This is a genomic window from Pseudomonas sp. 910_23, from assembly GCF_052850795.1.
Map to the genome: position 1 here is coordinate 24,104 of NZ_VXCZ01000031.1, position 21,828 is coordinate 45,931.

Here is a 21,828-nt window from a genome sequence, read left to right on the forward strand (position 1 = left end):
CATGGCTGAGGTTTTGAACTTCGAGCACAACGGCATCACTGTGAATGCCACCGAATCACCCGAGGCCATGGGTGGCCTTGGCGATAACGTGATTGGCTTGGTCGGCACTGCCCCCAACGCCCACGCATCGATCCCGAAAAACGCCCCGTTCCGTATCAACAGCTTCACCACCCAGGCGCTGCTGGACCCCACCGGCACCGAGTCGGGCACCTTGTTCCAGGCGGTGTACCAGATCCTCAAAGTGGTCAAGGTGCCGGTCTACGTGGTCATCGTCGAAGAAGGCGCCACCCCGGCCGATACGATCAACAATGTGATCGGCGGCAACGACCCGATCACCGGCCGCAAGCTGGGCCTGGCGGCCCTGAGCAGCGTGCCTGAAGACCTGACCATCATCGGCGCCCCAGGCTTTACCGGCACCAAGGCCGTGGCCGGTGACTTTGCCTCCTTCGGCAAGCGCATCAAGGCGCGTGTGGTACTGGATGGCAAGGACGCTTCGGTGGCCGATCAAGTGACCTACAGCGGCGAGCTGGGCGGTGCTGACCTCGGTTTCGACCGTTGCCTGCTGGTGCACAACATGCCGTCGGTGTACTCCAAGGCCGCGAAGAAAAACGTATTCCTGTCGCCATCCTCGTTGGCCATCGCCGCACTGGCCAAGGTCAAACAGTGGGAAAGCCCGGGCAACCAGGTGACCTTCGCCGAAGACGTTTCCCGCGTGGTCGAGTACAACATCCTCGATACCTCCACCGAAGGCGACCTGCTCAACCGCTACGGCGTGAGCTACTACGCCCGCACCATCCTCGGCGGTTTCTCGCTGCTGGGTAACCGCTCCATCACCGGCAAGTTCATCAGCTACGTCGGCCTGGAAGATGCTATCAGCCGCAAGCTGGTCAAGGCCGGCCAGAAAGCCATGGCCAAGAACCTCACCAAGTCCTTCATGGACCAGGAGGTCAAGCGCATCAACGACTGGCTGCAAACCCTGGTGGCCGACGAGACCATCCCTGGCGGCAGCGTATACCTGCACCCGGAATTGAACAGCGTCGAGAAGTACAAGAACGGCACCTGGTTCATCGTTATCGACTACGGCCGCTACGCGCCGAACGAACACATGGTTTATCAACTCAACGCCCGCGATGAAATCATCGAGCAGTTCCTGGAGGACGTTCTCTAATGTTTACCAACCGAGTCAGACAGGCCATTGCGGCCACCCTTCAAGGCCTGCCGTTGTCCGCAACCGTGGAAGAGTTCACCCCGCCGAAGATCGAGTTCGACATGGAGCCCATGTCCGGAGGTCGCTTTATCGCCGAGGAAATGGCCAAGAGCGGCAAGGTGCTCAATGCCAAGCTGGTGCTGCAAGGTGCCGGCCCGGAAATCATGCTGGCCCTGGGCGTGCGCATGGGTGACGACATCCTGCTGAACGTGCGGGAAGCCGGCCAGGACCAGGACGGCAAGACCTACTTCACCTACCACACCGTCGGCGGCAAGCTCAAATCCCTGGATGAAGCGAAGCTGAAGATGGGCGACAAGGCGCTCACCACGCTGGAACTGTCCTGCCGTACCTACAACCGTCTGGAAAATGGCATTTCGGTGATCGACATCGACGTGCGCACCCAGAAGTTCGTGCTCAACGGCGTCGACATTCTTGGCGATGCGCGCCGCGCCGTACTGATGCCTTAAAAAATGACCGCAATCTAAGGCAGGCACGGTCAATGTGGGAGTCGGGCTTGCCCGCGATGCAGGCGACTCGGTGTGTCTGGAGCACCGAGTTGATGCCATCGCAGGCAAGCCTGCTCCCACAGGGACCGCGTTCAGATCTGGATTTTCGGTACTTTTCAATACCGTTCAACAAGGAATTGCCCCATGGCCTGGATGCCACCGTTGCATACCCTGCTGGCTCCGATCACCGCCGACACCGGCGCGACGATCCAGCAGGTTCAGCTCAAACCGTTGTTTTACGCCGCGCAAAAAGACGCGCTGGCCCGGGCCGGTGATGACGAGGACGATCAGTTTTTCGAACTGGCGAAACTCGCCACCGGCCTGTCGGAAAAAGAGCTCGACCAGCTCAAGCGCCCTGACTACGTAAGCATTGCCCAGTACGTACACGAGATGTCGACGCGCCCGACGTCGTTCTTCCTAAATGCGGATGAAGCGACGCTCTACGACCAACCCGTCCAGTTGCTATTGCCCCTGAACGCAGCCGGCCGAACCCTGACCGAACTGCCCCTGGAAATGCCTGCCCTGCGCGCCACCAAGGTGATGAAAAAACTCGCCACCAACAAAGAGCGCGCCGAGTTCATCACCGCCCATTGCACCGGCCTGATGATCCCTGACCTGGCCGGCTTGACCGTGCCCGACTGGACGGAACTGCAGGAGCGTATCGACGATTTTTTAAATCAACCGGCGGACTTCTTTCGCAGCGCGACATCGAAGTAATCCTCGATGTGGTGCCGCTGATCTACTCGGTCAATGAGGCGGAGATCCTCGACTGGGACGCCGGAAAAGCATTGCGCCGCTACGACATAGCGATCACTCGCCTTGGCGTTAAACAGGAGTAAGCGGGATGCAAGAGACTCAATTTGGGACCAGGCTCGTTCAGGAGGACAAGCGTTGGCTGCTTGGCGATGCGGAAATGGGCAATGTGCTGGCGCCGTTTTCCGCAGACCTCGCCGCGCCTGTCAGCCTTGAATCGGTGCCACAATCGTCGCCGTTATTGTTGCCGCAGCCGCAGCCGCAACTCCAGCTGCAACCCCAGCCCCAGCCGCAACCGCAACCGCAACCGCTGCCGGAGCTGACCTCGGCGCTGATCACCGTCAGTGTGGACATCAACGCTCTGGCCCAAGAGCAAATTCGGTTGCGCGAAACACTGGAAACGCTCACCAGCACGCTGTTCATTAGCGCCAATTCGCTGGCAACCAAGACGGCAGAGGTCCGCGCGGGAGTCGCAGAAAGCAAGCAGGACAAGCCTGCGTCTGCTACCCCGTCCTGGGGGGGAAAAAGTGTTGAACTGGCCACGGATGCCGTCAAGTTCGTCGGCAAGGAAGTGTTCACCGGTTTGTGGGATAAAGCCAAAGACCGTCTTTCAGGCAAGGCGATTGATGCGGTGGCTGCCAGGTATCCGAAGGGTGCCAAGTGGCTCAAGGACGATAACGGCAAGGGCGCTGAAAAAGGCAAGGACTGTTGCTGCACCGGAGCAGTGCCTGCGCAGATTCGCGGCCCGCTTGATAGCGCTGCCGCACAGTTGCCAGAGAGTGTCGGTGAGACCGCCAGGAAAGAAGAGAAGGCACGCCCCCAAGATAATCCCAGGAGGCCGCGCGGCAAGCGTAACAAGGCCCGTCAAATAAAATCGCGCGAGGTAAAAATCCCAGAGGTCAGAGGGCGGACCGATCTCAAATCGCAGCCTACTGTCACGCCAGCCCCTGCTGCGCCGCCAGTCAATATCATGGGCCAGCCGCAGCTAGCGTTCGACAGCAAACGGGTGAGCGAGACTACACGCAGTATTTCCGGCAACTCATTGACCTCTTACGCAGCCGCTTCGGCAGACCGAGTCGCAGCACAGGGTGGGCCCAAGGGTTTGGCCCCTGGACTGTCGGGGACGCTCGCAAAGCTTGAATCGTCCGCCGTACGCCGCCTTGGCCCGCTGAAGTACGTCGACACCGCCGTGGATGTGATCCAGGGCGTACGCAATGGCGACGCCAAGGCCGTCGGTGCTGGCCTTAGCACCGCTGGCGGCACCTGGGCGGGAGCATCCGCCGGCGCCGCGCTCGGCACTCTGGTTTTCCCTGGCATTGGCACCGCAGTCGGTGGCGTCATCGGTGGCTTGCTGGGCAGCGAAGCAGGCAGTTGGCTCGGTGACAAACTGTTCAGCGCAAGTGATCGCCTGCCCGCGCCCAACGCGCTGAGCAAGGAACTCAACAGCGCCCGCACCGACAACGTCCAGGTCACGCTTGCACCGAGTATCCAGATCACCGGCGTCAACCCCGCCGATGCCCAGCAGGTCGTCAACCAGGTGATCCAGGCCCTGCAATTTCAATGCGTGCCGATGGTCACCGATTCCCTGGGCATCCGGCGCAACGCGGCACTGGCCGATCCTTCAGGAGGTGATTGATGCGACAACAAATGGTGCTGGGCGACTTTATTTTTGGCTTATCCCGAGGGTTCGCCTATTCCACACTGGCCCGCAACAGCGACGGCGGCTGGAGTGACCTGGCGATTATTGCCAGCAAACCCCAGTCGCGGCAGAACGGCCAGAAGCTGGAAAAACTCACCTTCAGCGGCACGGCCATGTACGCCGTTGGCATGCAGCGCCTGGACGAATTGCGCGCTCTGCAAAATGCGCGGGCGCCGTTGCCGCTGGTCGACGGTATCGGCCGTAACTGGGGCCTGTGGCGGATCAATTCGGTGGTGGAAGCCCAAAGCAATGTGATCGATGACGGCACTGCCATGGTCATGACCTGGACCCTTGAGCTGGAGGAGTTCGTCAATGCGTAGAGTGCGAAGTATTGCCGGTGATTCGGTCAACCTGCTGCTCTACCGTGAGCTGAAGCGTTGCGATGACGCGGCGGAAGAAACCCTCTGGCGCTTGAACCCTGAACTGGCTGAATACGGCCCTGTACTGCCGGCAGGCGTATGGGTGGTCGTGCCTGAGATGCAAGCCCGGCCGGCTGCTGTACGGCCCGTTCTGGCCTGGGATTGAGGAGGTTGCATGGCACAGGGATTTACCCCGATCGTAGAGTTCTACGGCGCCAACGCGGCGCTGCTCAATCAACGCCTGATGCACTGGAGCCACACCGACGCCGCGGGCATCCAGACTGACCGCCTGGAACTGACCCTTAACATAGAAGGGCTGGAGGGCTTGCCCAGCCTCAGTGGCAAGATCGGCCTGCGTGTCGGTTACCAGGAAACCGGCTTGGTGGAAAAAGGCGAGTTTGTCGTCACCCAACGCACCCCAGTGTTGTTTCCGATGCGCCTGATGATCGTGGCCACCGCCGCGCCCTTCAGCGAGGCGGATAAAAGCGGCTATCGCCAGCGCCGCTCCGCCAGCCATGGGCCGACTACCTTGGGGGCGTTGTTTCGTCAACTGGTCAGCCGCCATGGTTTTTCACCGCGAGTGGCACCCGCGTTGGACGGCATTGCGATTGCGCACATCGACCAGTCCAACGAAAGCGACATGGCCTTCATCACCCGCTTGGCCAAACGCTACAACGCGGTCACCAAGCCGTTCAACGAACTCTATGTGCTGGCCGAAGCGGGGCAAGCCAAATCACTCTCCGGCCAGCTATTACCGCAAGTGAAATTGTCGGTGACCGAGGACAACCGGCCCGGTGAGCAGGCCTTTATCACCGCCAAGCTCGACGAAAAATCGCGCTCCAAGTACATGGGCAGCCGCGTCAGCTGGTGGGATTCCGGAGCTGGCAAGCAGCGCATGGTCCAGGTCGGGATTGCCCCGTTCAAGACCCTGCGCCAGCGCTGCCAGAACGAAGCCGAAGCCCGCGCCGTGGCCGAAGGCGAACTGCGCCGGGTGGGCCGTGAAGGTTTGAAGCTGCAGATCGATTGCCCCGGTAACCCGTTGCTCGCTGCCGAAGGCTTGCTGGTGCTGGATGAAACCTGGCCTTCGTATATGCAGGGGCGCTGGTCGATTACCCAAGTGACCCACGTCGGCGACCCGGCGACGGGGTATCGCAGCTCGATCATGGCCAGTGGACTGGCGTCTTGATCGTCACTACTGCACGCCGTTGAAGCTCCCCATTACCGACCTGAAGCGATACAGGAACCAAGATGCCTATGAACGACGAAGAATTGGCCGCGATCAACCGCTTGATCGCCGCCCTGCAAACCCAGACCGATGGCCAGGTGGCGCTCAACGCGGCCATTCGACTGTTGGCCCAGAGCAACCAGGCGTTGGTCGACCTGATCAAGAGCCGAGAGCCGGACCCGAATGCGCCGCCTTACCTGGATGGCAAACCGGCCCCCTGATCCCGTCTCGACCTGCCTTGCACGCAGCAACACAGCCGTTGCACCCACAGCCCGCCTTCGCGGGTTTTTTATTGTTCATGGAGAACATTCGATGTCGATTCTTACCCAAGGTACCCAGATTTTTGCCCTCGTCCCGCCGGTCTCCGGCACCGGGCCCTACACCGTGCTGGAAGTCGAGCACGCCACTTCGTTCGAACCGGGCGGTGCCCCGGCCGAACAGATTGAAGACACCAGCCTCAATGCCGAAGAGCGCAGCTACAAGAAAGGTTTGCGTACCCCTGGCACGGCGAGCCTGGGCCTGAACGCCGATCCGACCAACGCCAGCCATATCCGCCTGCACCAGCTCTCCGAGGCCAAGGGCGATACCGGCGTGAAGTGGGCGGTAGGCTGGTCCGACGGCAAGGACGTGCTGCCAACCGTCAACGCCAAAGGCGATGGCTTTGAGCTGCCGGCAACCCGCACCTGGTTCACATTCGACGGCTACGTCTCGGACTTCCCATTCAACTTCGCACTGAACGCAGTCGTGACCACCACCGTCACCATTCAACGCACCGGCGCCAGCGCCTGGATCAAGAAAGCCTGAGAGACGCCATGAACCTCAAACAACTGAAAGCCAAGGGCGGCATCGTCGATGCCCAGCCGGTGAAGAAAGACATCAGCTGGACGCACCTGGACAGCAAAACCGGCAAGCAAGTGACTGACACATTCACATTGCACATCCGTCGCCAGTCGTTCGGTGTGATCGAACGTCTGTTCAGCCAGGGCGAGTCGGCACAGAGCCGCAACGCCAGCTACCTCGCGGCCTCAGTGTCGTTGGGGGCCGAGGGGGATGAAGCCCTGAGTTACGACGATGCGTTCGGTCTTGAGCCGTCATTGGGGTTTGTGATCCTCAATGCAGTCAATGAGGTCAATGGCACCCAGGGTGGTGGCGCAAAGAGCTGACGGCCGCCGATGAGTTCTGGCACGAACTGGTGCTGAACGGAGTGGGCGGCCGCACGATCGCCGAAGCCAAGGAACGCATGACCTACCACGAAGCCCTGGCCTGGGGACGCTATATCGACCGATATGGCTCCCTGCACGCCGGTAGGCGGCTGGAGGCGGGCAGCGCGTTGGTGGCGCTGCAGACCCACCGGCTGGGCGGCGGCACGGCCGAGATGATTGACTTCATGCCCCACGAGCTGCGCCGGGGTGTGTCGCTTGAACGTGCGATGAACGAGTGGCGTTAAGGACGACGCCACTTTCCTTGAAACCCGTTTCGACGGGTTTTATCCATGACCCGGAGAAACCTATGGCAACTGCTTCCCAGGGTAATCTGACGCTCAACCTCGGCAGCCTGGAGCAGGCCCTGGCGAAGGCGTCACGGATTACCGAAAACAGCATGCGCGAGATGCAGCAGAAGATCGAGGACGCCAGTAAAAAGGTCAGCGCCTCTGCCGCAGCTGCGCTACAGGTCACGTCCGGCCAGTTCAAGGGCTTTCAAAGGGCCTATGACCCGGCCACGGATGCGGCGGAAAAATTTATCCAGAAAAATGCGCAACTGGTGCAAGTGCTCAAGCAGAGCCAGGGTGCGCAGAATGATTTTGTTGGCGCGCTGGATGCGCAGTCCAGTTACACCGAGCGGGCGGGGCTGAAGTTTCCAGTGGGTGGGCCGTATAGGGATGTACCTGCGCCGGGCGCGAGTGATGACTCGTCCGGGTTTGCCTTCCTGGACGATGACAAGACACAGCAGGTTCAAGGTCATTTCACCTTGCTGACCAAGCTGGTCGATGATTGGAGCGCAGGCGCTCAAAGTGCGTTCAAGGATTACCTGAGTAGCGCCGGAACCGCCGCCGAACAATCGAAAGCCATGTTCACCGGAGCGTTCAAGCAGATGGATGACGCCGTCGCGACGTTTGTCACCACCGGCAAGTTCAACTTCTCCGAGTTCGCCAAGTCGGTGCTCAGGGACATGGCGACGATGGCGGCGAAAACTGCCGGGTCGAGTGCGTTGAGCTCATTGTTCGGCATCGCCAGTTCAGCACTGCAGAGCTTGTTTACGCCAGGTGCCGGAGCGGCAGGCGCCAGCACCGCAGTTGGACCTGGAGGCTATACCAACGCGCTTAAGCCACCGGCGGATTTTAGCTACTCATCTCCCGGCACATTCAGGTTTGCCAACGGTGGTGCGTTCACCAATTCCGTCGCCTCAGGCCCAACCCTGGCCCCCATGGCCCTCTTCGGCGAAGCCGGCCCCGAAGCCATCATGCCTCTGAGCCGTGGCTCCGACGGCTCCCTGGGCGTGCGCGCACTGGGCGGCGGTCAATCAGGCAGCACCAGCAGCAACCAGGTGGTGATCCAGCAAACCATCAACGTTGCCGACGGCCAGGGCTCAGGCACCGACACCAACGCCCAGAACGTCGCCCGCGCCTATGCCGGTTCCGCCCGCCAGGGTGCTGCCGAGCAGATCGCCCGTGACCTCAAGCCGGGCGGGCAAATCTGGTCGGCCATCAACGGCCGCTGATCATCAACGGCTTACGCCTGGAGAAAACATGAGCACAGAAACTTTCACATGGGTGCCCAAGGTGGAGCCCGTCGGCAGCGTCGAGTTTCGTCTTAAGACGGCCAAATTCGGCGATGGCTACCAGCAAACGGCAGCGGACGGGATCAACAACAAGACCCAGTCCTGGCCACTGACGTTCGTGGGTGATGAAGCGCGCATCAAAGCGATCGTTGCTTTCCTTGATCGCCATGCCGGCGCCAAGGCGTTCAACTGGACCGCACCACTGGCAGCGCCTGCGTTGTATCGCTGCAAGGGTTACCAGCCAACGCCCATGGGCGCCGGGCTCTACTCCCTGACGGCAACGTTCGAGCAAGCCTTCCACCCCTAGCGCCGCCTCCACCCCGCCGTAGTGCGGGGTTTTCTTTGCCCGGAGAATCATATGTCCATCACTGCAGATATCCAGACCCTGGAGCCCGGGGCCTGGGTGGAGCTTTTCGAGCTCGATGCCACCCCCCTGGGTGCCGAGTTGTACCGATTTCACGGTTACCCCCAGGAGTCATCGATCTTCTGGCAGGGCCACGAATATTCACCCTGGCCGATCCAGGCCGAGGGCTTCGAAATGTCGGGGCAGGGCACCCAACCGACGCCGACACTGGCCGTAGGCAACGTCGGCGGTTTCATCACGGCGCTGGTGCTGTATTTCGAAGACCTGGTAGGCGCGCGCCTGATCCGCCATCGGACTTTGGCCAAGTACCTCGACGGCCAGCCCGAAGCTGACCCGGAAGAGGAACTGCCGCCAGACATCTGGTACGTCGAGCGCAAGGTTGCCGAAAGCAGTGAGACGGTGAAGTTCGAACTGGCCAGCGCGCTGGACTTCAACGGCGTGCAACTGCCCCGTCGACAGATCGTTGCCAACGTATGTTGGTGGCTCAGCTGCGGCGGTTATCGCGGCCCCTATTGCGGCTACAACGGCGGCCCGGTGGCGGATGCCAATGACGTGATTGTCACCGACGCGGCCAAGGATAAATGCGGTGGGCGGCTGACCAGCTGCAAGCTGCGTTTCGGCGAGAACAACCCACTTCCCTACGGCTCATTCCCGGCAGCCGGACTGTTGCGGAGCTGAGCATGAACAAGACCAATCTGGCGGCGATTGCCCGGCACGCCGTGGCCGCGTATCCCCATGAGTGCTGCGGCCTGCTGATTCGTGAAGGGCGCAAGCGTGTGTATGTGCCGTGTCGAAATACGGCGAGCACACCCAGCGAACACTTTCGCCTGGCACCCGAGGACTACGCTGGCGCCGAAGAGCGCGGCGAGATTCTCGCGGTGGTGCACAGCCATCCGGATTGTCCGGCGACACCCAGTGAAGCAGACCGCGTGGCGTGCGAAGCCTCCGGGTTGCCCTGGCACATTGTTGAGGTACGCACCGACGACGACGGACAGGTGCGTACCGGTGAATGGGCCAGTTGCACGCCAAACGGCTACCAGGCGCCCCTGATCGGTCGTGCCTTCGCCCACGGCGTGCATGACTGCCTGAGCATCATCCTCGACTACTACCGCCGCGAGCTGGGCATCGAGCTTGGCGACTATCAGCGTGAAGACGGTTGGTGGGACAAGGGCGGCAACCTCTACCTGGACAACCTGCCGGCCGCCGGTTTCGTGCAGGTCAGCCAACTGCAACAGGGCGATATCGTGCTGATGCAGATCCGGTCGCCAGTGCCCAACCATGCCGCGATCTACTTGGCCGACGGCGTGCTGCAAAGCGAACCCGAGCATTACCCGGCCCCAGGTTCCATCCTGCACCACCTGTATGGTCGCGACAGCAAGCGCGATACCTACGGCGGCTATTGGGGCGAGGTGACGGTCAGCTATTGGCGACATGGCCTGCGGGCCAAACACTAACCACATCGGCGGATCATTCGCCTGGAGGATGCCATGCATCATGAAAAAGTCAGGACGGTGCGCCTCTACGGCAGCCTGGGCGCGAGCTTCGGGCGTGTGCATCGGCTGGCGGTGAGCAATGCTTCGGAAGCGATCCATGCGCTGTGCATTCTGGTGCCGGGGTTCGAGCGTTTCTTGATGGAGTCCAAAGACCGGGGCGTGACGTATTCGATTTTCCTGGGCCGCGACAACATTGGCCAGGATCGCCTCAAGGCACCTCCAGGCGCTGCGGATATCCGTATCGCACCGGTGCTGATGGGCAGCAAGCGCGCAGGGTCGATGCAAACCATTATTGGTGTGGCGCTGATTGTGGCTGCGTCGTACTTCTCTGGCGGTCTGGCCTCGGGCAGTTCCTCTGCCTTGATCGGCGCTTCATCCACCACCGGTTGGACCTTCGCCGCGAGCATGGGGATTTCCATGGCCATGGGTGGCGTCGCGCAGTTGATGTCACCCATGGCCAAAGGCCTGGGAACCATGGACCGTCCGGAAAACCGTGCGAGTTACAGCTTCAATGGGCCGGTCAATACAAGCATTCAAGGCAGCCCGGTGGGCCTGCTTTATGGTCAGTTGACGGTAGGCAGCGCGGTAATCAGCGCAGGCATTTATGCACAGGACCAACTATGAGGAAGATTGCGGTGACTCCCGATTCCCCAACGTGCGTGCCAGCCATACAACAAGCCGCCACTGAAAAGGTGCGCACGGTTCGCTTGTACGGCGTGCTGGGTGCGCGCTTTGGCAGAGTGCATCGATTGGCGGTCAGTAGCGTTTCAGAAGCCATCCGGGCCCTGAGCATTCTCCTGCCTGGCTTTGAACGTTTCCTGATGGAATCCAAAGACAACGGGCTGACCTATTCGGTGTTCATGGGCAAGCAAAACATTCCCCAGGAGCGCCTCGGTGCCCCTGTCGGCAATGACGACATCCGCCTGGCGCCAGTGCTGATCGGCAGCAAGCGCGCAGGCGCCCTGCAGACCATTGTCGGTGCGGTGCTGATCGTCGTTGGCGCAATTATCACGGGCGGCACCTTTGGTGCCGGCGCACCGTTTGGTTCGAGCCTGATCATGATGGGCGCCTCCATGGTAATGGGCGGGGTAATGCAAATGTTGTCACCCGTGCCCAAGGGCCTGGCGGCGCAAGATGGCCCCAACAACCGCGCCAGCTACAGCTTCAACGGACCGGTCAACACCAGCGCCCAGGGCAACCCGGTAGGCCTGCTTTACGGCCAACTGATCGTCGGCAGCTCGGTGATCAGCGCCGGGATCTACACCCAGGATCAACTCTAACGTTCCTGCTCTTCAACCAGCCCGCCAAGTGCGGGCTTTATTTCGCCTGAAGGAAAGCCATGACTGACCTCACTCTCGCTGGCAGCAAAGGCGGCGCGTCCAAGCCCCGTCCCTCCGTGGAGGCGCCAGACAGCCTGCAAAGTACGGCCTATGCCCGTATCCTCGATCTCGTCAGCGAAGGCGAGATTGTCGGTTTGAAAAACGATAAGCGCTCGGTGTTTCTCGACGAGACTCCGCTGGCCAACGCCGATGGCAGCCTCAACTTCAGTGGCGTGACCCTCGACACCCGCAATGGCAGCCAGGACCAGTCACATATCCCTGGCTTCCCGGCCGTGGAAAACGAAAGCCCGGTGTCCATCGAGCTGCGCAGCGATCAGCCCTGGACCAAGTCCTACTCCAACCTGCAATTGTCGGCAGTGCGGATACGCTTGGCGGTCACGCGGCTGTCGCAGACCAACACCAGCAATGGCGACACCAACGGTTATACCGTGCAGTACGCCATTGACCTGTCTACCGACGGCGGTGCGTTTACAGAGGTGCTGGCCGCCGCGTTCAGCGGTAAAACCACCACCAAGTACGAACGTTCCCACCGCGTTGACTTGCCCCCTGCCAAAGTGGGTTGGGCCCTGCGCGTGCGGCGGATCACACCGAACTCCACCAGTGGCGCGATTGCCGATACCACCACCGTGGAGTCTTCCACCGAGGTGATTGATGCCAAGCTGCGCTACCCAGGCTCGGCGTTGATCGGTCTGCAATTCGATGCCGCGCAATTCCAGTCGATCCCCTCGCGCTCTTTCGAACTGCGTGGGCGAATCATCAAGGTGCCGAGTAACTACGACCCGCAAACCCGCACCTACAGCGGTGTATGGGACGGCACATTCAAATCGGCCTGGACCGACAACCCGGCCTGGATCTACTACGACCTGCTGTTACACCAACGCTATGGCCTGGGCCACCTGCTCAACGCCGGCCAAGTGGATAAGTGGGAGCTTTACCGCATCGGGCAGTACTGCGACCAGCCGGTGTCCGATGGCAAGGGCGGCACCGAACCGCGCTTCACCTGCAACCTGTACCTGTCGGTGCGCGCCGATGCCTTGAAGGTGCTGCAAGACCTGGCGACCACCTTCCGGGGCATGGCCTATTGGGGCGCGGGTTCGGTGATGGCGGTGGCGGACATGCCGGAAGACCCGGTCTACACCTACTCCAACGCCAACGTCATCGGCGGCCAATTCATCTACGGCGGCTCGGCGAAAAAGACCCGCTACACCGTCGCCCTGGTCAGTTGGAATGACCCGACGGATTTCTATCGCCAGAAGGTGCAGTACGTCGACGACGCCGAAGGCATCGCGCGCTACGGCATCCAGCAAACTGAAATCAGTGCCACCGGTTGTACCTCCCAGGCGCAAGCCCAGCGCATCGGCAAGTGGGCGTTGCTGACCAACCGCCTGGAAACCGAAAGCGTGACCTTCGCAGTCGGCCTGGACGGCACCCTGGCGCGGCCCGGCCAGATCATCCGCGTGGCCGACAACGACCGCGCCGGCCGCCGCATTGGCGGGCGCCTGCGTGCTGCCACACTCGACACCCTGACCCTGGATGCCGAAGTCACCGCCACTGCCGGAGACACCATCACCCTGGTGATGCCCAACGGCAAGGCGGTGTCCCGAGCGGTCAAATCCGTCAGCGCCGCAGGTGCGGACGAGCAGTTGGTTGCCCTGCAAACCAAGCTCGATGAACTGCCGCCGGCCCAATCGATCTGGGCCATCGACTCCGCGACCCTGGCTTTGCAACAGTTTCGCGTGTTGTCGATTTCCGAAGACTTTTCGGATGACGAAATCAAATACAGCCTCAGCGCGGTCAAGCACGTACCGAGCAAATTTGCCGCCATCGACAACGGCGCCAAAATCGACAGGCCGCCGATCACCGTGATCCCGCCGAGCGTGCAAGCAGCACCTACCGGGGTAACGGTCAGCAATGACCATTTCGTCGAGCAAGGCAGCGCGGTCAATGTCATGACCATCGAATGGCAGCGGGCGGCCAATGCCATTGCCTATGAGGCTTACTGGCGCAAGAACGACGGTGAGTGGGTCTACGCTGGCCGCACGGGCGGCAGTTCTATCGAGGTGTCCGGCATTTATGCCGGGCGTTATGTGGCCAAGGTGCGGGCGATCAACGCGCTGGATATCGGCTCTCTGTATAGCGAGTCTGTAGAGACTGTACTTAACGGCAAGACCACATTGCCGCCGACCGTGGCAGCGCTGACGACGGAGTCGTTGGTGTTTGCGATCAAGGTCAAATGGCAGATTCCGCAGGGTGTAAGCACCGCGGATTTGCAACGCACGGAGATCTGGTACGGGAAAACCGCTGATTTGGCGATGGCAACCAAGTTGGGGGATTACGCCTATCCGCAGACCGATTTGACCATGATGGGGCTGGCGGCGGGGACATCGTTGTTTTTCTGGGCACGGTTGGTGGATCGCACGGGCAATATCGGGCCGTGGTTTCCAAGCGGGTCGGGCGTCAACGGGCAAGCGAGTTCGGATGCGTCGCCGATTCTGGATCTGATCGCAGGGAAGATTGGTGAAACGGAGTTGGGTAAGCACCTGTTGGATCGCATTGAGCTGATTGACGGTGTGGGCGTGGGCTCGGTCAACGAGCGCCTGGACAAGACGCGCAAGGATCTGGAAGGGCTGGTGGATCAGGTAACGGATGCGTTGCTGTTTGATTCGGCCAAAGCATATACCAGTGGTGAGTTTGTGCGGTTGGGCAATCACCTATACCAGGCTGTTGCGTCGGTGCCTGCTGGAAATACACCACCCAATACAACGTATTGGGTGGATATCGGCACGCTTGTGCAAACCACTGCGGCACTGGCTACACAGATACAGCAGAACTCGGCGGCGATTGCTCAGCATGGCAACGACATTAACGCTCAGGCCCAGCAACTGAATGCTGTGAAGGTCACGGTTGATGATCCGGTCACAGGTGTAAGCGCTACAGCTAATGGGTTGAACACCTTGAAGGCTACGGTGACCACGCTGGATGGCAAGGTTACTAGCACGGCAGAGCGGGTAGATGGCATTTCGTTGCAGGTAAACCCTTCTATGCAGGGTGACGAAACCGGGTGGCAGGGTTCCGAACAGCAGTACGTCGGCGTCTGGTCGATTCAGTCGGCGATTATCGAGGGCGACCTGATCCAGGGGCAGCGCACGGAAGCTCTGGAGGTAAAGAGTTCCGCGAACACTGCTGCTGTGCAGTCTGAACAGACTGCGCGTATCAATGCCGACGGGGTACTGGGTAGCAGGATCGATACGGTCATGGCGCAGACCAACGCCAACAAAGCGGCTGTTCAATCCGAACAGATTGCACGTATCAATGCCGATGGCGCTCTCGGTAGCAGGATCGATACCGTCACTGCACAAACCGACGCCAACAAAGCGGCTGTTCAGAACGAGACCAACGCGCGGACAAATGGCGATCAGGCGCTGGGCCAGCGCATCGACACCGTCCAAACCACGGTAGGGGGTCATACGTTGGCTATCCAGACCAACGCGACCTCTATTCAGACTGTGGACGGTAAGGTCTCGGCCAACTGGTCTGTACGCATGCAATACGATGCAGGTAAGGGACAGTATTCCTATGCCGGTATCGGGCTTGGTTTGGAGAATGGGCCGGGTGGGTTGGAGAGTCAGTTCATCATCAGTGCTGATCGGTTTGCAGTAGGGCAGAAGAATCAATTCCCGTTCGTTATTCAGGATGGGCAGACGATTATTGCTGATGCCTTTATTGGAAATGGAACTATTACTAACGCCAAGATCGGTAATTACATTCAATCTAATAACTATAAGGAGGCAGAGAGAGGTTGGAGGTTGTTCTTCGACGGCACCTTCGAAATGAATGGCGTCGTACCAGGGCAGGGTCGCTCTACCATGACGCATCGCTCTATGCGTTTTTGGGACAATAATAATATTAAAAGGGTTCAGCTTGGAGATTTAACCGAATGAGCTATGGTTTGAATATTTTTGATGAGAGAGGCGTGCAAACATTTGGTATGGATGACTTTACGCTACAGCTGCTCTACTCCATTGTATTGCCAGCTTCAAATCTCGGTGGTGTTGGCAGAAGGTCTGACTATATGACCATTGATGTCCCAGGGTACGATCCGAATACAGGGATCGTAGTCATCACACCAACAAAATATGCCAATTATGAGCAAGGGGCAGGTCAGCCTGCTTGGGGCTTTTTGCCCACCTATCGAGACCTTGGTGGAACTAGTATTGCTCTGTATCAGTATGTTAACTACGGCACCCCTGATGGTGGCGGGCGCGGGAAATATCGAGAAGTTTGGAAACAGTTCACTGTTGAATGCACGGTGGAGGTTTTTAGGAGGTTGTAGTGGCAGGTGACTACGGTTTATCGGTTGTAAATAATTCAGGTTCTACCGTAATTAACTCTAGCAAGAAGATACTTGTTTTTTCAGAAAGGGGGGCGTTTGCTATTAAATCAAGACATTCAGATTCTCAGGGTGTCGGCATCTATAATTTTATAAAGCCCATTAAGACTCTGGCGCCCCCACAGATATTTTTGCGAACCGTATCTGCCACGAGCTCATCAATCATACTGTACGTTGTAATTATGTATGGTGGTGCAGGTAATTGGACTGGTGTCGGATTTACTTCAGGGGCTGGTGGTATCGATTTGCAGAATCACAACATGGAAATTGTAGTTTGTAAATATAGTGATGCATTTCCGGCCTCGCAGTACGGAATGGTTTTGAGAGATGAGAACGGTGCGATTCTTTTTTCGGCAGAGGATAGGGTGGTTAGATATAGTAGGTTTACAAAGAATTGGATAAGAACCAGAAGTACCTTTACCGATACGTACTCATCCGATATTACGCCAAGCGCTGATGAGTTTATATGTATGTCGCAAATGGATAGGGGAGTGAATTGGTATGCTGGTCAGTCAGCCTACGCTACTTTGCAAATTCGATTAAATAATGCGCCGGCGCTGAATATGAAGGTTCAGTTGCAGAACTTAGGAGATCTTTATGGGCAGGGGACGAACGGCACCTGTTTTAGTATTCCAGTTTGTAGGTTTCCAGTTGATAGGTATTACAACGTTTAGCTTGGCTGGAAATAGGCGCCTGAGTGTTCAGGTTTGAAATTTATAACGCTTGGAGGTTAATTAAATGGCGAGACAAGAAATCAATCTGGGCGCCGCACCGACCGGAGCAGGTGGCGACACTACACGAAGTACCGGTGTCAAGATCAACGCTATGACCCAGGAACTTTACGTTTCAGCAGGCCTCGCAAATAATAGTGGGTGGGGTGGGGCAAGTCCTATAGTAATGCCAGAAGGGTTTGACGCGAATACACTAACCGGTACCAAGCTGGTCCTGTTCAATAACGGGGTAAATCTGCCAGACGTTCAATATTGGTTCGTGGAGAACATTGATAATGGTGGCGGTTATATAACTCAACGCGCAATGAAATTTACGTCTCGCGGGTACGCCGTCAGGCAGAGACACCCCACAACCGGTTGGACAGCTTGGGAAAGGCAGATTACGTCCAACGAATGGAACGCAAAAACCGATCTTCCTAATGCTAACGCTAACACCTTGATGGTTGAGGGGTCATACACTACGACCTCGACCTGGGTGGGGTCCCCGTTTCCAGGCACTGACGGTACGAACCAGGGTTTTCTGACTAATAGAATGTGGAATGCGGCTCAGGACCAGTACCGGAGCCAGACATTCCGCTATCTAGATGGTACTAGGTCGGGAGGCAGCCTATTCGAGAGGCGTTGTGTTGCGGGAGTATGGCAGCCGTGGGCTCAAGCAACTGACGCCTATAGCTTGGTTGGCTCAGTCGCCTCCGATACATCTGGATCAGCCTTTCAAGTGGGCACTGCCGGATCGGGGGTAGGCCAAGGATGGTATCAGTTCGATAGAGGTGGGAGGCTTATTTGCACCGTGTACCTTGGTGACAGGGCAATGGCCGCTAACGAAGTTTACGCAGTTGGAATAAGTCTTCCTGCATCCTTCACCTTGACAAAAAGCATTGTTGTAACCGGTTCCGTCATCCCCACTCACACACATGACCATTACGGTTTGGCGAATGGCCACATAACGTCACCAACCAACTGCGTTGTCGCGTGGAGAAATGGGCCGATGGCGCAAGGCTTCAACAATATGGCGGTTTGCGTAACCGGATGGTGGAAATAATGAAAATCGTATTTAAGTTTTTTCCGCTGCTTTCGATGGATGATACTGAAATCGTACCGCCGACCCTGTCGGTGAGGGGCGAAAAAGTCACGCTCAATGGTGTTGAGACAGACTTTTCAGTATTACCTGATGGGTACGAAATTTGGTATGCCGATATCGATGCGCCTGGTTATCGCGACTACTCGCGGCGCCTCGGAAATGTACTGACGATCGGTATTGAACTGCAGTTCAAGCACGGAGCACCGGTGACTGTCAGATGCCCCGCCGACATCACGGTTACGAAGGACGGCAACGTACCCGTGCCGGAAGATCAAACAAACAGTGAGGCGGAGCTAATCAAGCCATGAGTATCAATCTCGATCATCTTAAGAAAATCGTCACACCTGCAGATATTAAACGTGCCGCAGAGCGGACTCTTGCACTTCAATACTTGCAGTCTACCGATTGGCAGGTTATCGCCGACTATGAGCGCAAGCGACCAATTCCTGACGAGGTGCAGGCAAAGCGAAAAAACGCTCTCGACATCGTGACCGCTGAGCTTGTCACCGACACCTGACCGAAACGTACACCGATACCGCCGTGAACGGTTTTTTTTCGCTTGAAGATAAGTGCGCCGATCATCGAGCAACATCGCTTCAGATTTACCTAGCGCGCCAGCCGCATAACCTGAGCCACTTATACGGACCCGTATGTACGGTGGTATGAGAGACGGCGGACGTAAGTCCGCCTCCTACTTGATTCTGGAGAACACAATGCCAGTCACAGAACCTCGCGGGGTACGCAATCGAAACCCCGGGAATATCGACTACAGCCCAGCCAATCGATGGCAAGGCCAGCTCAAACCTGACCCGGCTATCGAGAAGCGATTTGTACGATTTGATACCCCCGAGAACGGTATCCGCGCCATGGGCAAGTTACTGCTCACTTACCAGCGCAAATATGGGCTCAGAACGGTGAGGGGGCTTATTGACCGCTGGGCACCCAATGTTGAGAACGATACGGCGGCATATATACATGCCGTAGAGGTGAGCAGCGATACGCCGTCTGAAGCCGAGATCGACCTGACCAAACCATTTGTGATGCGTGGGATCGTGAGGGCAATTATTCGTCATGAGAACGCGGGATATGTTTACCCCGATGCAGTGCTGGCCGAAGGTGTGCGAAGGGCTTTGCTTTGAGTCGGGTGCAGAAACTGGTCGGCTTGCTGGTGTTGATGGTGTTGTCGATGGCAGGAGCGGCAGCGGTTGCTTGGCAACTCCAGGCCTGGCGCTACGGTTTGCAACTGGAACGTCAGTTAACATCCCAGGCCGCCAAGCTAAACCAACAAATTGAGGCGGCGCTGAGTCAGCAGAGAACGGAACAGGAAAAGCGCCTGGCCCTTGAGCAACAGCTCAACGCCAGCGACCAGCAACACACCCAGGAATTAACCAATGCCCAACGCAACCAAGCGGCTCTGCGCGATCGCCTGGCCACTGCTGATGTGCGGCTGTCAGTCCTTCTCGACAGCGCCGCCACTGGCTACGCAGTGCCTGCCACCTCCACACCCGGCAGCGTGGTTCATGCAGCCCCGCGAGCCCGACTTGACCCGGCGCATGCTCAGCGAATTATCCGCATCACCGACGACGGCGACAGCGCCCTGATCGCCTTGCGCGCTTGTCAGGCCTATGTGCAGGCCGTCGCGCGTTAGCCTCTTGATGCACTCTGTATCTTGCATGGCCGATAGGCTCCTGTAGGGTAGGCGAACCCCCGCCCATTCCTGGAGACGACCGTGAAGGAAATCACTCAACTGGCTGCCGAACTGGGGCGCCGTTTGCAGGTGCTCAGTGCCCACGTCACCACTGCCGAGTCCTGTACCGGCGGCGGCATTGCCGAAGCCATCACGCGGATCCCGGGCAGTTCGGCCTGGTTCGAGGCGGGCTATGTCACCTATTCCAACCGACAGAAGACCCGGCAGTTGAATGTGCCAGAAAAACTGTTCGCCAAAGTCGGCGCCGTCAGCCAGGAAGTGGTGGAAGCGATGGCTCGCGGCGCGCAGGAAAAAAGCCTGGCGCGGTTTGCCGTGGCGGTCAGCGGTGTCGCCGGCCCGGATGGCGGCTCGCCGGACAAGCCGGTGGGCACCGTTTGGCTGGCTTTTGCCGTGGGTGAAGAGGTGACGGCTGAGCTTGCGCACTTCCCCGGCAACCGCGACGAGGTCCGCCGACAAACGGTAAAAGCCGCGCTGGAGGGCTTGTTGCGACGAGCTGCAGCAGAAATCGAGAATCAGGGGTAGGCGATCACCGATCTTTGTGGAACAATACTGTCTACTTATACAGGTGTTGGCCGTCAGGCCTTATTGATTACGTGAGGACTTTAATGGACGACAACAAGAAGAAAGCCTTGGCTGCGGCCCTGGGTCAGATCGAACGTCAATTCGGCAAGGGTGCCGTAATGCGTATGGGCGATCACGACCGTCAGGCGATCCCGGCTATTTCCACTGGCTCTCTGGGTCTGGACATCGCGCTCGGCATTGGCGGCCTGCCAAAAGGCCGTATCGTTGAAATCTACGGTCCTGAATCTTCCGGTAAGACCACCCTGACCCTGTCGGTGATTGCCCAGGCGCAAAAGATGGGCGCCACCTGCGCGTTCGTCGACGCCGAGCACGCCCTGGATCCTGAGTACGCCGGCAAGCTGGGCGTCAACGTCGATGACCTGCTGGTTTCCCAGCCGGACACCGGCGAGCAAGCCCTGGAAATCACCGACATGCTGGTGCGCTCCAACGCCATCGACGTGATCGTGGTCGACTCCGTGGCTGCCCTGGTACCCAAGGCTGAAATCGAAGGCGAAATGGGTGACATGCACGTGGGCCTGCAAGCCCGCCTGATGTCCCAGGCGCTGCGTAAAATCACCGGTAACATCAAAAACGCCAACTGCCTGGTGATCTTCATCAACCAGATCCGCATGAAGATCGGCGTGATGTTCGGCAGCCCGGAAACCACCACCGGTGGTAACGCGCTGAAGTTCTACGCTTCGGTCCGTCTGGATATCCGCCGTACTGGCGCGGTGAAGGAAGGTGACGAGGTTGTCGGTAGCGAAACTCGCGTCAAGGTTGTGAAGAACAAAGTGGCCCCGCCATTCCGTCAGGCTGAGTTCCAGATTCTCTACGGCAAGGGTATCTACCTGAACGGCGAGATGATCGACCTGGGTGTACTGCACGGTTTCGTCGAAAAGTCCGGTGCCTGGTATGCCTACAACGGCAGCAAGATCGGTCAGGGCAAGGCCAACTCGGCCAAGTTCCTGGCGGACAACCCGGATATCGCTGCCACGCTTGAGAAGCAGATTCGCGACAAGCTGCTGACCCCGGCGCCGGACGTGAAAGCTGCCGCTAACCGCGAGCCGGTTGACGAGATGGAAGAAGCCGACACTGACATCTGAAGCAAACGATGACCGTTGTACTGGATACACTCGTTGCCGTTCGGCGCACTGCAATGGACCTGCTCGCTCGCCGCGAGCATGGCCGAGTCGAGCTGACGCGTAAATTGCGTCAGCGCGGCGCAGAGCCTGAGATGATCGAAACAGCCCTCGACCGTTTGACAGAAGAAGGGCTGTTGTCGGAAGCCCGTTACCTTGAAAGTTTTGTGTCCTACCGAGCGCGCTCCGGTTACGGCCCTGCGCGGATTCGTGAAGAGCTGAGCCAGCGTGGTCTGCAACGTGCCGATATCGACCTTGCCCTGCGTGAGTGCGGTATCAACTGGCAGTCGCAGTTGGAAGACACTTGGCGCCGCAAGTTTGCGGGGCACCTTCCGATTGACGCCAGGGAGCGTGCGAAGCAAGGGCGCTTTCTGAGCTATCGCGGGTTTTCGATGGACATGATCAGCCGCTTGTTGAGCGGCCGCGATATGGACGACTGAACGCCCCAAAACGAAAAGGCCCACTATGAAAATAGTGGGCCTTTTTTTTCGCCT

At 58.7% G+C, this 21,828-nt stretch carries 27 protein-coding genes; all 27 read left to right on the top strand.

The window, feature by feature from the left end:
- Window position 1: 1 nt before the first annotated feature.
- The 27 genes from FW800_RS26560 (at window position 2) to recX (ending at window position 21,774) form a co-directional block, all read left to right on the top strand.
- Window positions 2–1,168 carry a phage tail protein gene (locus FW800_RS26560; protein WP_446438812.1) on the top strand — a complete coding sequence of 389 codons (1,167 nt, stop codon included), beginning with the start codon at window positions 2–4 and terminating at the stop codon, window positions 1,166–1,168.
- Entirely contained in the window at window positions 1,168–1,674 is a 507-nt protein-coding gene (locus FW800_RS26565) for a phage major tail tube protein (protein WP_446438813.1), read from the top strand. Before FW800_RS26560 ends, FW800_RS26565 begins: the two co-directional genes overlap by 1 nt.
- A 183-nt stretch (window positions 1,675–1,857) precedes the next feature.
- Window positions 1,858–2,430, top strand: a complete 573-nt coding sequence (locus FW800_RS26570; protein WP_446438814.1) for a phage tail assembly protein — start codon at window positions 1,858–1,860, stop codon at window positions 2,428–2,430.
- A gap of 127 nt (window positions 2,431–2,557) precedes the next feature.
- Window positions 2,558–4,102, top strand: coding sequence for a tail tape measure protein (locus FW800_RS26575; protein ID WP_446438815.1), 1,545 nt, complete (start codon window positions 2,558–2,560; stop codon window positions 4,100–4,102).
- On the top strand, window positions 4,102–4,485 hold the full coding sequence (locus FW800_RS26580; RefSeq protein ID WP_078820428.1) for a phage tail protein: 384 nt from the start codon (window positions 4,102–4,104) through the stop codon (window positions 4,483–4,485). The genes FW800_RS26575 and FW800_RS26580 overlap by 1 nt, the downstream gene beginning before the upstream one ends.
- Window positions 4,478–4,690 carry a tail protein X gene (locus tag FW800_RS26585; protein ID WP_078820429.1) on the top strand — a complete coding sequence of 71 codons (213 nt, stop codon included), beginning with the start codon at window positions 4,478–4,480 and terminating at the stop codon, window positions 4,688–4,690. The genes FW800_RS26580 and FW800_RS26585 overlap by 8 nt, the downstream gene beginning before the upstream one ends.
- Window positions 4,691–4,699: 9 nt before the next feature.
- A complete protein-coding gene (locus FW800_RS26590; RefSeq protein ID WP_446438816.1) occupies window positions 4,700–5,710 on the top strand; it encodes a phage late control D family protein in 1,011 nt (336 codons plus the stop codon).
- A 62-nt stretch (window positions 5,711–5,772) separates the two neighbouring features.
- Window positions 5,773–5,970, top strand: coding sequence for a hypothetical protein (locus tag FW800_RS26595; protein WP_228391189.1), 198 nt, complete (start codon window positions 5,773–5,775; stop codon window positions 5,968–5,970).
- Window positions 5,971–6,061: 91 nt separating this feature from the next.
- Window positions 6,062–6,553, top strand: a complete 492-nt coding sequence (locus FW800_RS26600; RefSeq protein ID WP_032893279.1) for a phage tail tube protein — start codon at window positions 6,062–6,064, stop codon at window positions 6,551–6,553.
- An 8-nt stretch (window positions 6,554–6,561) separates the two neighbouring features.
- On the top strand, window positions 6,562–6,912 hold the full coding sequence (locus tag FW800_RS26605) for a phage tail assembly chaperone family protein, TAC (RefSeq protein WP_446438817.1): 351 nt from the start codon (window positions 6,562–6,564) through the stop codon (window positions 6,910–6,912).
- A gap of 29 nt (window positions 6,913–6,941) precedes the next feature.
- Entirely contained in the window at window positions 6,942–7,196 is a 255-nt protein-coding gene (locus FW800_RS26610) for a hypothetical protein (RefSeq protein ID WP_032803291.1), read from the top strand.
- A gap of 62 nt (window positions 7,197–7,258) precedes the next feature.
- Complete coding sequence (locus FW800_RS26615; RefSeq protein ID WP_446438818.1) at window positions 7,259–8,467, top strand: phage tail tape measure C-terminal domain-containing protein; 1,209 nt, start codon at window positions 7,259–7,261, stop codon at window positions 8,465–8,467.
- 28 nt (window positions 8,468–8,495) lie between these two features.
- The gene (locus FW800_RS26620; RefSeq protein WP_005785426.1) at window positions 8,496–8,834 is read left to right on the top strand and encodes a phage tail protein; all 339 of its coding nucleotides are present in this window, start codon (window positions 8,496–8,498) and stop codon (window positions 8,832–8,834) included.
- 51 nt (window positions 8,835–8,885) lie between these two features.
- A complete protein-coding gene (locus tag FW800_RS26625) occupies window positions 8,886–9,569 on the top strand; it encodes a phage minor tail protein L (protein WP_057021849.1) in 684 nt (227 codons plus the stop codon).
- A gap of 2 nt (window positions 9,570–9,571) precedes the next feature.
- The gene (locus FW800_RS26630; protein WP_005785430.1) at window positions 9,572–10,345 is read left to right on the top strand and encodes a C40 family peptidase; all 774 of its coding nucleotides are present in this window, start codon (window positions 9,572–9,574) and stop codon (window positions 10,343–10,345) included.
- Window positions 10,346–10,378: 33 nt separating this feature from the next.
- Window positions 10,379–11,008 (top strand): tail assembly protein, encoded by a 630-nt coding sequence (locus FW800_RS26635; protein ID WP_005785432.1) that lies wholly within the window; start codon window positions 10,379–10,381, stop codon window positions 11,006–11,008.
- On the top strand, window positions 11,005–11,664 hold the full coding sequence (locus FW800_RS26640) for a tail assembly protein (RefSeq protein ID WP_228309406.1): 660 nt from the start codon (window positions 11,005–11,007) through the stop codon (window positions 11,662–11,664). The genes FW800_RS26635 and FW800_RS26640 overlap by 4 nt, the downstream gene beginning before the upstream one ends.
- A gap of 59 nt (window positions 11,665–11,723) precedes the next feature.
- Complete coding sequence (locus FW800_RS26645) at window positions 11,724–15,665, top strand: phage tail protein (RefSeq protein ID WP_446438819.1); 3,942 nt, start codon at window positions 11,724–11,726, stop codon at window positions 15,663–15,665.
- Window positions 15,662–16,057: a hypothetical protein gene (locus FW800_RS26650; protein ID WP_446438820.1), complete on the top strand. Its 396-nt coding sequence runs from the start codon at window positions 15,662–15,664 to the stop codon at window positions 16,055–16,057. Before FW800_RS26645 ends, FW800_RS26650 begins: the two co-directional genes overlap by 4 nt.
- The gene (locus FW800_RS26655; RefSeq protein WP_446438821.1) at window positions 16,057–16,788 is read left to right on the top strand and encodes a hypothetical protein; all 732 of its coding nucleotides are present in this window, start codon (window positions 16,057–16,059) and stop codon (window positions 16,786–16,788) included. Before FW800_RS26650 ends, FW800_RS26655 begins: the two co-directional genes overlap by 1 nt.
- 1,098 nt (window positions 16,789–17,886) lie before the next feature.
- Window positions 17,887–18,234: a hypothetical protein gene (locus tag FW800_RS26660; protein ID WP_228309410.1), complete on the top strand. Its 348-nt coding sequence runs from the start codon at window positions 17,887–17,889 to the stop codon at window positions 18,232–18,234.
- Window positions 18,231–18,443 (top strand): hypothetical protein, encoded by a 213-nt coding sequence (locus FW800_RS26665; RefSeq protein ID WP_228309411.1) that lies wholly within the window; start codon window positions 18,231–18,233, stop codon window positions 18,441–18,443. Before FW800_RS26660 ends, FW800_RS26665 begins: the two co-directional genes overlap by 4 nt.
- Before the next feature lie 196 nt (window positions 18,444–18,639).
- Entirely contained in the window at window positions 18,640–19,065 is a 426-nt protein-coding gene (locus FW800_RS26670; RefSeq protein WP_228309412.1) for a structural protein, read from the top strand.
- Between the two features lie 35 nt (window positions 19,066–19,100).
- Window positions 19,101–19,574, top strand: coding sequence for a lysis system i-spanin subunit Rz (locus FW800_RS26675; protein ID WP_228309895.1), 474 nt, complete (start codon window positions 19,101–19,103; stop codon window positions 19,572–19,574).
- Between the two features lie 81 nt (window positions 19,575–19,655).
- On the top strand, window positions 19,656–20,156 hold the full coding sequence (locus FW800_RS26680; RefSeq protein WP_162524987.1) for a nicotinamide-nucleotide amidohydrolase family protein: 501 nt from the start codon (window positions 19,656–19,658) through the stop codon (window positions 20,154–20,156).
- A gap of 83 nt (window positions 20,157–20,239) precedes the next feature.
- Window positions 20,240–21,298, top strand: a complete 1,059-nt coding sequence (gene recA / locus FW800_RS26685) for a recombinase RecA (protein ID WP_005785454.1) — start codon at window positions 20,240–20,242, stop codon at window positions 21,296–21,298.
- An 8-nt stretch (window positions 21,299–21,306) separates the two neighbouring features.
- Window positions 21,307–21,774, top strand: coding sequence for a recombination regulator RecX (gene recX / locus FW800_RS26690; RefSeq protein WP_005785456.1), 468 nt, complete (start codon window positions 21,307–21,309; stop codon window positions 21,772–21,774).
- The last annotated feature ends 54 nt before the right edge of the window (window positions 21,775–21,828 follow it).